At 41.3% G+C, this 15,226-nt stretch carries 17 protein-coding genes; 6 read left to right on the top strand and 11 right to left on the bottom strand.

Features of this window, described 5'->3' with window-relative positions; all coding sequences use genetic code 11:
* Window positions 1-208 precede the first annotated feature (208 nt).
* Window positions 209-694, bottom strand: coding sequence for a GNAT family N-acetyltransferase (locus IGJ42_RS10120; protein WP_430615315.1), 486 nt, complete (start codon window positions 692-694; stop codon window positions 209-211).
* A 172-nt stretch (window positions 695-866) separates the two neighbouring features.
* Here IGJ42_RS10120 and IGJ42_RS10125 point away from each other — a divergent pair, with 172 nt between their 5' ends.
* Window positions 867-1,130: a hypothetical protein gene (locus tag IGJ42_RS10125; RefSeq protein ID WP_275626638.1), complete on the top strand. Its 264-nt coding sequence runs from the start codon at window positions 867-869 to the stop codon at window positions 1,128-1,130.
* Between the two features lie 112 nt (window positions 1,131-1,242).
* Here IGJ42_RS10125 and IGJ42_RS10130 read toward each other — a convergent pair whose 3' ends face one another.
* From IGJ42_RS10130 to IGJ42_RS10140, 3 genes are all read right to left on the bottom strand, one after another.
* Window positions 1,243-1,413 carry a hypothetical protein gene (locus IGJ42_RS10130; RefSeq protein ID WP_005235207.1) on the bottom strand — a complete coding sequence of 57 codons (171 nt, stop codon included), beginning with the start codon at window positions 1,411-1,413 and terminating at the stop codon, window positions 1,243-1,245.
* A gap of 131 nt (window positions 1,414-1,544) precedes the next feature.
* Window positions 1,545-2,420 (bottom strand): cation diffusion facilitator family transporter, encoded by an 876-nt coding sequence (locus tag IGJ42_RS10135; protein WP_086332491.1) that lies wholly within the window; start codon window positions 2,418-2,420, stop codon window positions 1,545-1,547.
* 200 nt (window positions 2,421-2,620) lie between these two features.
* On the bottom strand, window positions 2,621-3,646 hold the full coding sequence (locus tag IGJ42_RS10140) for an NAD(P)/FAD-dependent oxidoreductase (protein ID WP_430615317.1): 1,026 nt from the start codon (window positions 3,644-3,646) through the stop codon (window positions 2,621-2,623).
* A 266-nt stretch (window positions 3,647-3,912) separates the two neighbouring features.
* On the opposite strand from IGJ42_RS10140, the gene IGJ42_RS10145 reads away from it, so the two are divergent.
* Together IGJ42_RS10145 and mprF are read left to right on the top strand one after the other, a co-directional pair.
* Window positions 3,913-4,638 carry an alpha/beta fold hydrolase gene (locus IGJ42_RS10145; protein WP_008378615.1) on the top strand — a complete coding sequence of 242 codons (726 nt, stop codon included), beginning with the start codon at window positions 3,913-3,915 and terminating at the stop codon, window positions 4,636-4,638.
* 2 nt (window positions 4,639-4,640) lie between these two features.
* Window positions 4,641-7,187 carry a bifunctional lysylphosphatidylglycerol flippase/synthetase MprF gene (gene mprF / locus IGJ42_RS10150; RefSeq protein ID WP_430615319.1) on the top strand — a complete coding sequence of 849 codons (2,547 nt, stop codon included), beginning with the start codon at window positions 4,641-4,643 and terminating at the stop codon, window positions 7,185-7,187.
* 65 nt (window positions 7,188-7,252) lie between these two features.
* Here the strand turns inward: mprF and IGJ42_RS10155 are convergent, their stop codons facing one another.
* Window positions 7,253-8,212 (bottom strand): SPFH domain-containing protein, encoded by a 960-nt coding sequence (locus IGJ42_RS10155; RefSeq protein WP_005235198.1) that lies wholly within the window; start codon window positions 8,210-8,212, stop codon window positions 7,253-7,255.
* On the bottom strand, window positions 8,209-8,484 hold the full coding sequence (locus IGJ42_RS10160) for a hypothetical protein (RefSeq protein WP_016620494.1): 276 nt from the start codon (window positions 8,482-8,484) through the stop codon (window positions 8,209-8,211). The genes IGJ42_RS10155 and IGJ42_RS10160 overlap by 4 nt, the downstream gene beginning before the upstream one ends.
* A gap of 183 nt (window positions 8,485-8,667) precedes the next feature.
* Here IGJ42_RS10160 and IGJ42_RS10165 point away from each other — a divergent pair, with 183 nt between their 5' ends.
* Window positions 8,668-9,078 carry an organic hydroperoxide resistance protein gene (locus tag IGJ42_RS10165; RefSeq protein WP_034872372.1) on the top strand — a complete coding sequence of 137 codons (411 nt, stop codon included), beginning with the start codon at window positions 8,668-8,670 and terminating at the stop codon, window positions 9,076-9,078.
* Between the two features lie 58 nt (window positions 9,079-9,136).
* Window positions 9,137-9,571, top strand: coding sequence for a MarR family winged helix-turn-helix transcriptional regulator (locus tag IGJ42_RS10170; RefSeq protein WP_008378623.1), 435 nt, complete (start codon window positions 9,137-9,139; stop codon window positions 9,569-9,571).
* 50 nt (window positions 9,572-9,621) lie between these two features.
* Here IGJ42_RS10170 and IGJ42_RS10175 read toward each other — a convergent pair whose 3' ends face one another.
* Both IGJ42_RS10175 and IGJ42_RS10180 read right to left on the bottom strand, forming a co-directional pair.
* Window positions 9,622-9,984 (bottom strand): hypothetical protein, encoded by a 363-nt coding sequence (locus IGJ42_RS10175; protein ID WP_008378626.1) that lies wholly within the window; start codon window positions 9,982-9,984, stop codon window positions 9,622-9,624.
* A 278-nt stretch (window positions 9,985-10,262) separates the two neighbouring features.
* Window positions 10,263-10,631, bottom strand: coding sequence for a DUF7006 family protein (locus IGJ42_RS10180; RefSeq protein ID WP_005235188.1), 369 nt, complete (start codon window positions 10,629-10,631; stop codon window positions 10,263-10,265).
* A 455-nt stretch (window positions 10,632-11,086) separates the two neighbouring features.
* Between IGJ42_RS10180 and IGJ42_RS10185 the strand changes: the two genes are divergently transcribed.
* On the top strand, window positions 11,087-11,263 hold the full coding sequence (locus tag IGJ42_RS10185) for a hypothetical protein (RefSeq protein ID WP_005235184.1): 177 nt from the start codon (window positions 11,087-11,089) through the stop codon (window positions 11,261-11,263).
* A gap of 54 nt (window positions 11,264-11,317) precedes the next feature.
* On the opposite strand, the gene IGJ42_RS10190 is transcribed toward IGJ42_RS10185, so the two are convergent.
* The 3 genes from IGJ42_RS10190 to IGJ42_RS10200 are packed head-to-tail and all read right to left on the bottom strand — an operon-like array spanning window position 11,318 to window position 15,140.
* Entirely contained in the window at window positions 11,318-13,480 is a 2,163-nt protein-coding gene (locus tag IGJ42_RS10190) for a lectin-like domain-containing protein (RefSeq protein WP_430615321.1), read from the bottom strand.
* Between the two features lie 18 nt (window positions 13,481-13,498).
* Window positions 13,499-14,548, bottom strand: coding sequence for a DUF916 and DUF3324 domain-containing protein (locus tag IGJ42_RS10195; RefSeq protein ID WP_430615323.1), 1,050 nt, complete (start codon window positions 14,546-14,548; stop codon window positions 13,499-13,501).
* Between the two features lie 16 nt (window positions 14,549-14,564).
* Window positions 14,565-15,140 carry a WxL domain-containing protein gene (locus IGJ42_RS10200; protein ID WP_008378634.1) on the bottom strand — a complete coding sequence of 192 codons (576 nt, stop codon included), beginning with the start codon at window positions 15,138-15,140 and terminating at the stop codon, window positions 14,565-14,567.
* Window positions 15,141-15,226: the final 86 nt, after the last annotated feature.

Consider the following 15,226-nt stretch of genomic DNA (forward strand, 5'->3'; position numbering starts at 1 on the left):
TTTTAACAGCTCAAAAGAACATTTATTCATTGTAATTTTACACAGTAGCACGACTTAAAAATTTATATGTTGATAAGGAATTTTAGAATTAGCTAGATACAAAAAAACCTATTGGCAATGTTTCCCAATAGGCACGATATTAAAATCAAAAATAAGATTCTTGATTCATTTAATGTTTTTTGGTTTATCAAATGAATTTTCTACTTAATTATACTTTCTTCTCATAAATAAAATCATCCATAACAAATCCCGAACCAATCGTAACGGTGCGTTCAGAAACGCGTTCAAAGCCGCGATGTTCATAAACAGCGATCGCTTGCTGATTTTGTTTGTTGACGTTTAAATGCAACGTTTTGCCTGAGGCGATTTCCTCATACCAATCAAAGACTTGGCTGGCATAGCCTTTGCCTCTAGTGGATTGGTGGAGATACAATTTACTTAAATAAATCTGCTGCGGCGTTTCTTCATACGCTGTATACCCCACTGCTTGGTCACCTTCCATTAGTAAAAGATAGACGGCTCCTTGCTGGACTTCGTTTTGAATCGCTGCTGGTGATTGATAATGAGCCAGCATATACGCGACTTGATCCGAACCAATGATTGGTGTAAACACTTCTGGCCAGATTTCTTTGATCAAACGATCCAACGTTTTGAAGTCTTCTGGTGATTGAATGATTTTTTGTGTAATTGCCATAAGAATCCCTTCTCTCTGTTGCTGTGCGAAACAGAAACTCGCTTATAAATATCTCTATTATAAGGGAAGAACCAAAAAAAGAAAGGGCACGTTGAATAAAGATCCCTAAAAGTTTCAAAAGATGGTAAACTAGAAGTGAAAAAAAAGGTGACGAAAAGGAGGTAGCAACACGATGCAACTCTTACAACTACTTTTACTGGCAATCATTTTTGTTTCTTTCTTCATGGTGTTGATTGGATGGGTTTTATCGATGACCAATGGCTTGATCTTTTCTCGTTCTCCTCAGCAATTTAAAGCACACGCTCATGATTCTAACTATGAAAAAGAACGACAAGCAGGCAAGCGCTTGAAAGAGATTATATTTCGACGCATTATTCCTTTAGGTATAGCCTCTTTGCTCGTCTATGGATTAACCGCACTATTAAACGTCCTTTAAAAGTTTTTAAAAAGACTTGAACAAATCGAAAAATAACCGGCATCTTTTCCTGTTGATCAATGCTCCTTCGCTTTCGCTGCGGGGAACATCAATGCATAAGATGCCGGTTTTTTTATTTGCTTACTGCTGCTTTAGAGGCTTGAACTTTTTTCAGTAAAGCGAAGAGGACTTGGCTATCATCGATAGCCGCAATATATTGTTGGCAAATTGCCATCATTTCTGTTTCATCCATTTTATCTAAAGAAATAACTAATTCATTTTCTACTACCTGCTTATTATTCATAGGGCTCCCTACTTTCTTCCTTTGTTACCTCTAGTTTGCCATGAATGAGCAGGTTCCGTAAGAACTTTTCAGTTTACAAACAGGAAACGGGTGGTTTACATCCTTGTCCTACCAAGGTTTTGCCAGAAAATTTATTCGGTAGCTGGCTCAATGTGGATGTCAGTATCAAACACCTGAAAACGATCAGCTAAGAGATCTTCAATAGCATCTGCCACGTTATGACTCTTTTCAACCGTCAAAGATTTGTCCATCGTCACGACGACATCGAGAAAAACATTGGCACCATACATTCTTCCTCGAATCGATTTAACAGATTTCACTTCAGAAAAACCAGCGATTGCCGCTTCATACTCCACGACTAACGATTCATCAAACCCATCAGAAAGTGAAAAGGCACTCTCGCGAAAAATGTCAACGGCGGTTTTGATAATCAAAAGAGCTACCACGATCGCAGTCAAACTGTCTAACCAACCGATACCAAATGAGGCGGCAAAAATAGCGATCGCCGTTCCAATACTCGTCCACGCATCGCTGCGGTTGTCTTTAGCAGCTGCTAGCAAAGCGGAGCTTTTTACGCGAGCGGATAATCGCTTATTGTAGTAATACATACTATACATCAAAATAGCTGAAATGATACCGACGACTGCCGCAATCATATCGGGACTTTGCGTTTCACCGAGTAGAATCGTTTGAATGGAGGACCATAAAACCTGCAGACCGACCGCCAGCATAATCAAGGATGTTACGAGACTCGCCACATTTTCTGCTTTCCAATGACCATATTTATGGTCTTCATCTGCTGGCTTTTGAGCCAAACGCAAACCGATCAAAACAGCGATAGAAGCTACGATATCCGTCGCATTGTTTAATCCATCCGCCCATAATCCTTCAGAGTTTGCCAAACGACCAATAACTAGTTTGGCGATGGAAACAAAAATGTAGGCAACGATACTTAAGATAGCGCCTCTTTCTGCTTGTTTTAATTCTGCATATCTTGTTTGATTCATGTCATCCCCTCCAATTAGTCAACTTGAAAATAATAGCTGAAATTTTCATCAATTGCATCATTTATTTGAGAGATTTTATTTTTTAGGAGTGGCAAACATTCACTTCTAGTGAAACGAATTTCTGTTCTGAGGTTACCAAAAAAACAGGACTTCCAAGGGAATCCTGTTTTTTGCTTTTTTTCTTTCACAAAGAATCGCTGCTACTCGTTCACCAGCAGCTGTCGATTTCTTTCACTAAATTTCTCGTTATGGGAAGAAACCATCGCTTGTGGGACACTAGCGGGCTCTAAATACTGTTTGATCTGGTTAACTGCTTGCGCAGCATCTTGAAAGGCGCCTGCCAAAAGATTCACTTTGCCTTTGAAGTAATGGATGTCACCAGCTGCAAACACACCGGGATGGCTAGTTTTTGTGGGGATCTCGCAATTGAGATAAAAATCTTCATGACGTGCGAGATCAAAGGAAACTTTATCTAACAAGGCACTGTCCCGGTCATAGCCATGTTGGATCAACAAATGATCGCATAAAAAATCGATCGTTTCTTGGTTAGCACTGTTTTTTAATCTTAGAACCATATTGAAGGTTTCGGCTTGATTCACCCCGTCAATCGTGTGATTCATCAGCACTTGAATCCCTTCTGCTTTCATCTTCTTTACTTGTGCTTCATGGGCCTTCAATTTCTCGCCCCGATAACAAAGCGAAACTTTTGCCCCATAAGACGCCGCTTCAATCGCATAATCAACTGCTGCATCCCCGCCGCCAGAGATCACAAGATGTTTGCCTTGGATCGCTTGCTGGTCAGGAAACTGATAGTGGATATAGTTGTCGACATTATTATGGATGAAACAAGGCAATTTTTGCGGAGAAACGACACCGCCGCCAATACAAACTAAAACGGTGCGTCCAACATGGGTCCTCCCTTTGTCATCCACTGCATAAAAAAGATCGTCTCCCTTGGTCAATTCGATGATTTTCGTTTTCAGATAGATCGTTGGATCAAACAACTTAGCCTGTTCAATCAAGTGTTCTTTGACTTTCTTCCCCTTGGTTGGCGGCAATGCACCCACATCCCAGACCATTTTTTCAGGATAAAAATTGATCTTCCCGCCTAATTCGGCTTGTGCTTCAAACAATACGACCGATAGATCACGTAATCCAGCATAAAAACTCGCATAGAGCCCCGTGGGCCCTCCTCCGATAATCAGAACATCTGCTATAGTGGTCATTGGCTAGCCTCTCTTTCATAAATGAAAATCATTCTCAATTAGTTAGTTCGATTATAGTCAACGAAACCGTGTTTGTAAAGAATTTTCTGAAAACAAATTAATTAACTTAGCCGATTATTTTTATTTACATTGTAAAGAAAAAAGCCTTTTCCTAAATATCTGCTAAAGAAAAAATGAGTAGAATGTTATTTTTTCTCATTTTATCTAGTGATATGTTTGTGATAGCTACTGACTTCAAGGTATACTCTTAGAAAGTAGGTGAAAAAATGGAAGTTGAAAAATGTTACGCACCCTTACCGGATGGGTCTGTCCTCTATTATGAAAAAACCGGTTCAGGATGCCCTCTTTTTTTATTGCACGGAAACGGCGGTAGCAGTGCCTATTTCTCAAAGCAGGTCGACGCATTGCGACAAAAACATCAATTGTACTTAATCGATAGCCGTGGGCATGGCAAGTCCACTAACACACAGAAAAAGATCGATTTTTTTAAAATGGCAACGGATCTTTTAGCAATCATTCAGCAAGAAAATTTGTCTAAAATCGCCCTATTAGGATTTAGTGATGGGGCTAATCTAGCAATGGTCTTTTGTCATCTTTACCCTGAGTATGTTAGTTGTATGATTTTAAACTCGGGCAATACTGAGCCACGGGGAGTTAGACTCTTTTCTCGAATGGGGAGTGTCTTGCAATATCTGATCGTTTGGCTTTGTTCCCCATTCTCAAAAGGAATGCGGGGCTTTCTCCCTATTTTGGGATTGTTGTTTCGTCCAATCGGTTTATCTACAGCCGATTTGAATCACCTCAGTGTGCCGACATTGATTTTGGTCGGTAAACGTGATTCGATCAAGCTTTCCCATTCATTTTATATTGCAAACAGTATCCCTCAGTCCAATTTTATCGTCGTCAAAGGACAAGGACATAGTTTTGCACGAAAGAATCCAGAGGTATTTAACACGAAAGTATTATCTTTTTTAGAAAAGGTCGGTGAATAACTATGAGAATCTTTACTTGGCTCCGCGACCACCGCTCACTGTTTAAAACACTCTTCTTGATTGCAGTAGCCGTGATCGTGTTGGGCGAACTGCTTTCATTAAGCAAGACGATCTCCATTGATCAATTAAAAGAGTTGTTTGCGCAACTGGCACTTTGGCGAGTGGCATTAATGGCTGTCATTGGGTTATTATGTGTCTTGCCAATGGTCTTATATGACATTGTCTTGAACCTCCTATTAGGGGACAAACCTGATCGCCGTTATTTGCTGGAAACCAGCTGGATCATCAACACTATGAACAACTTAATCGGCTTCGGCGGCTTCATCAGCATCGGATTACGCTCGGAATTTTACGGCAAAGGAAAAAAAGGCAAAGAAGTTGCCCAAGCAATTTCGAAGATTTTTATTTACCTGATGTCTGGTCTTTCGATTTTATCCCTTGCTGCACTAGCCTTCGTCCTATTTGGTCCAACGACAGATTATCTGCAACAGTATTGGATCTGGCTTTTAGGCGGTAGTCTTTATTTTCCAGTTGTCTATGCCCTTAGTTTTTCCAAAAAAAATGCTTACTTAGGTGGACTGCAACGGCGTGATCGTCTGCAGTTGATCGCCGCTTCCTTATTAGAATGGCTAGGTGTTTTTGCAGCCTTCTTTACGACTGGTCTCTTGATGGGCATCTCGGTGGATGTGTTTCAATTGTTGCCACTTTTCATCGCTGCCTCCGTGATTGGGATCGTTTCGATGATTCCCGGAGAACTTGGAACCTTTGATGTAATGATGATCATGGGAATGGGCTCACTGCAGATTCCCCGTGAAAGTGTCATTGCTTGGCTGTTGCTTTTCCGCCTGTTTTATTACATCATTCCCTTTTTGATCGGTTTGCTTTTTTTCTCAAAAAATGTCGGCGTCTCCCTCAACCAGCGCTTTTCTGGTATTCCAAAAAGCTTGTTGTTGGAAGTGTTCCACAAGATCGAAGTGTTGCTGCTTTATTTGACGGGAACGATGTTGGTGCTCTCCGCCACGATTCCAGAAGCCTTTGATCAAATCAAATGGTTAGCCCACCTCAATCCGATTCGCTTGAATTTTGTGATGCAGTACCCGAGTATTTTTCTCGGTTACCTCTTTTTAATTGCCGGTCGAGGGATATCTGCCCGTGTCAGTCGCGCGTACGTGCCGACGCTTTTGTTGATTGCAGCAACAATCGGTTATGCTATTTTTGCGGGCTTCCGTTTTTCGACCATGCTGTTTCTTCTATTATTATTAGCAATCATGATTTTTTCAAAAAGCGAGTTGTTCCGTAAACAACTCGTCTTCTCGTGGGAATGGCTGACGATCGATGGTTTGTTAATTGGTTCGTTGACGATCCTCTATGTCATTATCGGGGTCTACAATATGCCTCATATCAATCGACATCCAACGCATCACCATTCGATGGATTTTTTGCTTTTCCCTTCTGAAAAATTATGGCTGCAAGGGTTCGTTGCGATTTTATTCGTCGCCATTGCGATGCTGCTGTTTGCCCGGTACTTGATGGGACCAAAACACCAATTAGGCGTCAGTGCTGCCACTGATAAAGTGAAACATGTTTTAAATACTTACGGTGGCAACAGCGACAGCCATCTGGTGTATCTAAAAGACAAGAAAGTATACGTGTATCCAGAAATTGGCGAGCCGACGGTCTTTTTTCAATTTACGACCTTTAATAACAAATGTTTAGTCATGGGGGATCCTTCTGGGAAGCAAGCAGACTTTCCACAGGCACTGGAAACTTTCTTAACAGAAATGGATCAATGGAATTATCTGCCGGTCTTTTATGAAAGTAGTGAAGAAATGGTGATGCTGCTGCATGAATTTGGGTATGACTTTATCAAATTCGGTGAGAAAGCTTATGTGGATCTACCTAGCTTCACCCTCTCAGGAAAGAAAATGAAGGGACAGCGAGCATTGAACAATAAGATTACTAAAGAAGGCTTTACTTTTGATGTGCTCACCCCACCCTTTTCAGCCGAAACATTTGCAACGCTTAAGGAAATTTCTGACAACTGGCTAGATGGACGGAAAGAAAAAGGGTTCTCCCTTGGGTTCTTTTCAGAATCCTATCTAAGCACCGCACCAATTGCTGTCGTCCGAAATCAGCAACAGGAGATCGTCGCATTCGCTTCCTTTATGCCCACCTATCAAACAGGCCTAGCATCCATTGATTTGATGCGCCACGATCCTGAAAAAGCGCCGAATGGAACGATGGATTTCTTGTTTATTCAGCTATTCGACTATTTTAAAGAACAAGGCTACCAACAATTTGATTTAGGCATGGCACCATTAGCCAACGTTGGTACTTTCCGCAGCAGTTTCTTGCAAGAGCGGATCGCCTATCTCGTTTACACCTTTGGTTCTCGTTTCTATTCTTTTGAAGGGTTACGCGAATACAAACAGAAATATGCCGCTTCTTGGTCCCCTCGCTACATTTTATACTCTCGGGATAGTTGGATCGGGTATGTCATGATGGCCCTCTTGATCGTCGATAATCAATCGGCGGAAAAAACGAAGTAAAAAAGGTTCCCATACTCCTCTTTCTTTTCGGAGTATGGGAACCTTTTTCAATTGTTGTGCTTAACTTATTCAGCCGATTTAGATGGTGCATTTTCCCAAAGTTGTTTGACGACTGGAATATTTCCCAGTTCCGTCATATTTGATGGCAGAATGACCGTATTGGTATTGCTATTCACCACATCTCTGAAGGCTTCGATCCCTAGATATGATAGTGAGCGCTCGTCGAGCTGGCTTTCTTTGATTGCTTCATTGATGGCTAAAATCCGTTTGCGTTCAGCTTCAGTGATTTTCGCGATTCGTTCTGCTTCCGCCTCGGCATCAATCCGTACACGCTTTGCCCGCGCCTCGGCATCGATTTGAGTTTGTTCCGCTCGGGCTTCGGCGTCGATCGTCATTTGAGAAGCTTTGGCTTCTGCACTCAAGACTGAAGAAGATTTCTCACCTTGGGCTCTTGTGATCATCGATTCTTTGTCTCTAGAGGCAGTGATCAATTTGTTCATTGATTCAATGATTTCTTGCGAAACTTTGATTTCCCCAATGTTGATTCGGTCGATCGCTAACCCATAGCCTGCCGTGATATCTTTGATTGAAGTAAACAATGCTACGTTGATTTCTTCAGTCCCATTTAAAACTTCATTTAAATCCATTTTCCCGATGATTCCCCGCAAGTTCGACTGGGCATCTTGGATCATTGAAACAACGGAGTTTTCATTTTCGTAGACAAAGGCACGCACATCTGTGACATGGTATTTGATTGCTTCATCAATTTGAACGATTACATTATCTTTTGTGATTGCACTTTGGGGTTCGATCTCCAAAGGAATCTGTTTCAAGGACACTCTTTCTCTAACTGTATACAAAATCGGAACAAGAAAATGAAGCCCTGGTTCCAACGTTCGAACGTACTTCCCAAAACTTTCGACAACTTTGACTTCCCCTTGACGAACGATCACAGCAGTGCTTGCAATCAGCCAAATCAGAATCACTAATACTAAAATAACTAAAATAATTTGGATAATGATCATTGTAAAAACCCTCTTCCATTTTCAAATAATGTATTGTTTACACGGGTCAATAAGACACCGTTTTCAACCCCGATAATCTCTAACATGACATTTTCAGCAGGAATCCCTGCAATCACCCGATATTCTGTATAGGTGCCATAAAGCCGTATATAGCCTGAATAATGATCCGTCAACGATCGAAAATAGCGCCCTACCGCTCGTTTTTCCATATAATCTACGATGATTTTCACCCTCTTTGCTTTCATGCAGTAAATTTGAAGCTTCAAACTCATTTGTTAATCTATTACAAGTGTTACTAACTATGATAGCACGTTTCACCCAAGAGAACAGTAAACTTATGCTGATTCCGCTTTTTTTTAGAAAAAAAATAGAACGAAAACCAATTCCTTGCATTTTTCATTTGAATTGCATACAATTTAATTGTACAAAATATAAAAATCAGGAGTGAAGAAATGATGAAAAAAATGTATTCGACTAAAATGATCAACACTGGTGGCCGTTCAGGAGAAGTACACAGTCCCGATCATTCATTTGAGCTAAACATCACTGCACCTGGCAAACGTGTCGAAAATGCTACCAATCCAGAACAACTTTTTGCAGCTGGTTTTAGTGCTTGCTTCAACAGTGCCCTTGAATTGGTGAAAAGCAGCAAAGGAATCGATGGTGCTTCTACGGTGAGCGCACAAGTGACCTTATACGCAGAAAGCGAATCCAGTTTTGTCTTGGGTGTTGAGATCGAAGGTCAAATCGAAGGATTGTCAACAGAAGAAACACAAGAATTGCTTGAGATCGCTCATACCGTATGTCCTTATTCAAAAGCCACAGCTGGCAACATTGAAGTGACTGTCAAAGCCGTTAGCGAGTAGACTTTCGTTGAAAAAACAGCTATGATAAGAGGCGGATATTAGAAAAAGGGGTGAAAACATGAATGTCTTAGCGTTAGAAAACCAATTGTGTTTTCCTCTATACGCCGCTTCAAAAGAAATTATCAAACAGTACAAAGACTTACTGGACCCGTTGAATTTGACCTATACCCAATATTTAGTGATGTTGGTGTTATGGGAAGATGAAGCGATCAGTGTCAAAGCATTGGGGAAGCAATTATGTCTCGACTCTGGCACACTGACACCGGTTTTAAAAAAGCTTGAAGCAAAAGGCTACCTAGCAAGAAATCGAAATCAAGACGATGAACGTTCTTTGCGGGTCACATTGACTGACTCAGGCAAAGCGCTCCATGAACAAGCGTTAGAGATCCCCTACAGAGTGACCGAATTCTTGCCTCTTGAACCGGAAGAACTGTCCGTGCTCCATCAATTGACGACAAAAATGGTACAAAAATTTCAAGAACAAGAAAAATGATCCGCTGTTTTCACAGCGGATCATTTTTTTATCATGCAAACGAGTATTCTTTAAGAAGCTTTAGTTTTCAATTCACCAATCACATTTAGCAACTGGGTTAATTGTTCAGGATCTTCGATTTTTCTGATGGCGATTTTCACTAATTCAAAAATCTGGTCATCGGTTAGGCCTGTCTGTAATATCTCCAATTCACTTACAGCTGGCTGAAAGCGACGAGCCAAGACTGATCCGCTCATTTTGATACTTGCAATCTCCAGAACTCCTTTGTTTACTAACTTGCGAATCACGGACAGTGATGTGTTACGGTTTAAGCCGAAACGTTCACTAAATTCTGTACAGCACAGAGGTTCATCCACAGCCCAAAAACAAACTAAGACTTCCCACTCTTTTTTTGAAAAACTCAAGTAATCCATAATTGCTCCTTTCCATGCCGATGAGGCTGGTTCTTATTTTCTAAATTAAAACAATCGCAGCTATTTCAGTCAGCTGGCTTTCCTCTTCCTTTTTTCGATTGTTTTTTCTTTCACTAAAAGGATTATATACCAATAATAATCTATTTTATTCATAATTTCAAAATAATTTTTATTTTAATGATAAATAACATGTTTAATTATTCTTTTTCTTGATAAAAAAAAACGACTAGATCAGCTAGTCGTTTTCTTACTCTACTTGATATTCCTACGAGAAGTGTTTATTGAACACTGAAGATCAAACTCTCATGCTCTTGTTCTTTTAAGGAATAGCCACAAAATTCTTTATTCAAATTCGGAAAATCACGTTCGATCATCTGAATAATCTCGATTTCGGTCAACAGTTTGTCTTCTGACAATTGCAGCGAGTTCAACAAAACAAAGCGAGAATCATAGCCTAAAATTTCCGGCATCAACCGCCAAAAATTTGTGCTGTCAATTTGTTGGATCGTTTGTTCCATAGCAACAATCAAGTTTTGCACGTGTTCATAGACTTTAGGATAATCAGATTTTAGTAGATCCAACAGTGCTTGGTCTAGCACTTTATCTAAATAAGCCTTTGTATCGGTATAAATTATTGAAGAAATCACTTATTTCATCAATCCTTTCATTCAAATGCCATATTCGACATTGTCAAGGATGGCTCCTTGTTCTTATATATAGCATACTATCGGTGATTTTCGTTCTCAGATTAAGGATAGAATATAGAAAAAAAAGAGAAGCGTCTTTTCTTGTCCCCTAATCTTACTCCACAATAGCAAAATTTTGCTAAACTGATAAGCAAAGCGATTCAGCACCTATCGAAAATGAGAAAATTGTCAGATTTCCTTCCTTTTTTATCTATAGCGATTCCTACCCATCGGGCTCTGTAACTGCCAATAGCCTCGCAATTACACACTTCCACGCCTCCCCCCAATAAACGTAGGTTTTTTCTCATTTTAACAAACGTCTTACACAGCATAATTTCAGACAGAACCTTATACAACATGTATAATTAAATTATAGAAAGTCATCAAAATAAAACGAAACGAGGAGTGGATCACAGATGAAGAGTCATTGTAAATGTGGAAAAAAAATGAATGCCCATGAAAAAAGCTGTCCAGACTGCAAACACAAAAAACAGCAAACCTTAGAATCCTTGGAAAAATTCGTTAAATACGGCAGTTTTGCTTTAGCAGGCCTATCATTAGTTTTAAAAATTGCGAAAAGCCGCCAAAGTTAAAGGGACCGACATAAACTTTTAGACGAAAAAAACGCCTTCTAGGCGTTTTTTTTTCTATTCATTAATGATTGTACTCTCCAACAGCCAGTTGACTGTGCCTGTATAGGTACCTGGTAAAATCAAATCTAAATTGGGGACAAAGCGAAAGTAGCAATCATATTCCTGAAGATCCAAGGTTAAGTCCGTTGCTCCTGTTGGCTCCTGCTGGAAAATCACTTGTTCTTCAGAAGTGACAGAAGCCACCAGCTGATTGGTCACCGGATCATAGAGTACCAACTGAATTTCCTCTGCCAATAGTTGCTGCTCTTGCATAAAATCCTTTATCTGTCCACTTAACTGCCAGGTCCCTTCGCTGGTATTGCTGACAGACAAAAGAGCTTCTTGATCAAAAGAAATCGTTAAATAAGCAAAGCCATCGTCTCTGATGGATCGTGCGAGTTCATTCAAGGTCACTGCCGCTGCGTTGATTGAAGCAGGCGCACGCTCAAATACCACGATCCCTCGAAAGTCAATGCCATAATAACGTGTCGCCGATCGATTGCCTTCTGTATCGATCACATAGGAAGCCAGATAATAGGTTGTGCCTGGTTCTAGTTCTTCGGTGTCTAACACCAATGTATCCGTTAGCGGCTCCGACAATGTTCCCCGTTCAACCAACGCTGCTTCAGAGAAATCGGTTTCGGTGATTGTCACATCCTCCGTAAAGAACTCCGTGACATATATTTTGGCTTGGGTCGAGTTTTGGTCATCAATCGTGATCGGTATATAGGAATTGCGCTTTTGCCGCACGATCTGCAGGTCTGCTTTTGCTTCTGCCAATGACGCCGAACCTGTTGTAAGCGTTGGTGGAAAGATTCCAGTCATTTGATAATAATGAATTTCTGGATCACCTGACGTCATACTGGAAACAAAAGCATTTCCATTAAAAACAGTTTGGACAGGGATGGCTATATCTAAATTCTGATTGAGCGGCGCTTCTGTGTAATTGACGGAAAAGTGAACGATGTATTCATTCCCTTTGACCATGTCAGGCAGTGTCGCAACCAATTGCCCATTTTCAATGACAAAAGGTAAGGCAGTTCCGCCTTCCGGCATGCCATTAACCATGATTTCACTGGCTTTTCCAAAATAAACCGCCTCGGGAACTAATGATAGTCCTTTTGGAAAAAGCGATGAGAGCAAGATTCCCGATTCCAAGTCAGCTAGATCACTGGTGCTTTTATAGGAGAGATAGGTCGCATAAGTAATGGTTTTGCTATTGTCGACAGTGGCTGGCTGGGAAAGTGTCGTACCAGTATCCAACAATAGTTTGACTGGGTCTTTTTCAAAAACACCGGTTCGCATCTCAAGTTCTACTAATCCTTCAACATCGACAAACGCCACTGCTTTTTCTTGAACATAGCCCCCGTTTGCACCAGTAAAACCAAAATAGACCGGTGCACTATTAGTCAGGTTCAAATTTGATTTGAAGGTGTCATCAACAGGTACCGTCACATCAACACCGAAATCTGGTACGGTGTAACGCAACGTTTGCGTTGGCTGATCAAAAACTACTGTAAAACTATGCCACACCCCATCGGAAATATCACTCACTGATACCGTATCACGATGATTTAAGACTTTATCGATAATCAGCCAGCCATCGGTGGTATATGCGTCATTTGAGCCGGGAAAATTCCATGCGATATGATGGCCGGAAGGAACATCGCGATCCATCATACCGTCCCCAGTCAAACCGGCATTATTATAGAACGTATCGAATTCAATCGCAAAACTTTGCGGGATTGCCCCCGTATTTAAAGGAGTCGTTCCTCCTGTATTTGACCAGACGCCAATCGTCGGTCCTGCTTGTTCTGCCAGCGCATTTAAGCCATTGCTTTGCATCACAAAAGCGAGCCCATCGCTGTCCGTTGCTGTATTATCGATACAAAATGCCATTTCTAACCGAAAAGAGCGAGTAAAAGAAACCGGCTTATTGAACCAGACACCACCACTGGAGTTGGTAGTAGCTCCATCATTAATCTGAACATAATTAACGCCCGGTTCCCCTTGTGGCGACCCCGCTTGTCCCACAGGAGTGATCAGAGAATGGTCAATCGCTAACGTAGGAAAATCTGGCGCAGATACCGCAGCATGGACGATTTCTTGTTTCCCACATAGCAGCAAAATGCTAAAAAAGAACACATAGCCCCATCGGATAATGCCAAACTTTTTCATCACTGTCCTCCGCTTTCTTCATTCTGATTCTTCTTGCACTGACAGCCTAACATCTGCTTCTGCTTTTTTACGTCTCCTATATAAAATGAACAAGAGAAGTAGGACAAACAGGAAGAGAAGTAGCCCTCCTGCATAGAGCCAGTACTGTTTTTGAAGATACGCTGCACCTAACGTTGTCTGACGGTTGATAAGGTTGGCTTGCTTGCGATCAACCACCACCGAATCCTCAAACACCCATGTTCCTTTAGGCGCATTCAACTCAATCCGTAATAGATAGGTCCCCGGTTCGAGAATGTTCTGATCAAAGGCACTAAACAGCTCCAAAACCGAATTCGGAGCTATTTGAAAATTCTCTGCAGAAAACCCACCGACCTTGTTGCCGCTATCTTGCTCACGTATCACTGTTTTGACAGTGATGTTGCCAAAGGCTGTGGGCTGATCATTGCGGATCCTACTTTTGAAAGCTGTAGAACCATATCTTTCCACCGCCTCAGAATTGACCAAAGACAACTGGGGGTCAGGCATGGTTGCTACATTCTGACGCAAGCGGACCCCTTGTTGAATTTTATAGTTGGCTTGCAGATTTGTTTGCTGACTTTCAGTTGTTTCCGCCGGTTCTTCTTCAAAGTCAAACACACCAAGTATTTCTCCTGCAAATTCTTTTGCCTTCATTGAAAGGGTAAAATGGACCTGACGACTTTCTCCAGGGTCAAGCTGGATCGTCTGTCTCGGATTTTCAATCAATTGACTAAACGAGATTCCTTGGTTCTCTTCGGCGGTCTGTTCTGCTTGGTACGCGATGATCCCAGTAGAGGCCGTATAACTATTTAGTGCTGCTGCTTTAATGGTCAACGGCTCTGAACTTGTATTATGAAGGGCAACGGTCAAATTCTGTTCGGTCTCATGATTTACCAGTAAGTCGAAATAACTGACGTCACTGACTTGATTTTGGGGAAGTTCTGGGGTTACAGTGAACCGTGTGGTCTGTGCATGACCGGTGACTTTCGTAAAGCAACACAAACTGATAAAGAAACTAATGAGTACGAAGCACTTGATTTGTTTTTTCATTGTCGCCCTTTCCTTGCTATTCTGCTTGATAGGTGTTTGATAATGTCCAAGTGATCGTTCCACTATAAGTGCCGCTGTTCACATTTTGTTTTGGTACGGTTAATGAAGCATTGGAAAAGTTAAAGTCATTGGTTGCTAAGCCGGTCGTCCCATTAGCAGAAGCGATCAATGTAGGTTCTGTTGCCCCTACCATCAATTCGGTGCCCGATACTAGCGTTGCATCGCCCGAAGCCGTTGAACCATTTAAAGTGACTTTGGCATTTGCTAGCTCGTTATCGCTGGCATTCGTCATTTTCGATAATTGCGCAGTCAACTGCCAGCCAGCTTGATTTGGTCCACGGTAATCCGTGATCGATGTCACTTCATCCGACGTTGTTTGAATTACTTGTTCATCGGTAGCGATATCTTGGATACTGCTTGTACCGAAGTTAAAATTGGTCACCTGATCCAGTGACAAGATTCCTTGTTCGATCGTTAGTGTTGCTTGACTCGTCATTGAAGCCGTTGGATTCGCTTCTGCTGCAGCTGCCGCAGTGGGCGCCATTCCTAAACCCATTCCGACCAAACCTAACATTCGTACCTTTTTGTTCATTTTCATCTCTTCCTTCACTTTTTTTTATGAGAAACCGAGGGTCATCAAAAAAACAGCCTTAAAAATAATAATTTAATTGGTGTTTT

The organism is Enterococcus sp. DIV1067f, assembly GCF_050543505.1.
GTDB classification, from domain to species: Bacteria; Bacillota; Bacilli; order Lactobacillales; family Enterococcaceae; genus Enterococcus_D; species Enterococcus_D entomosocium.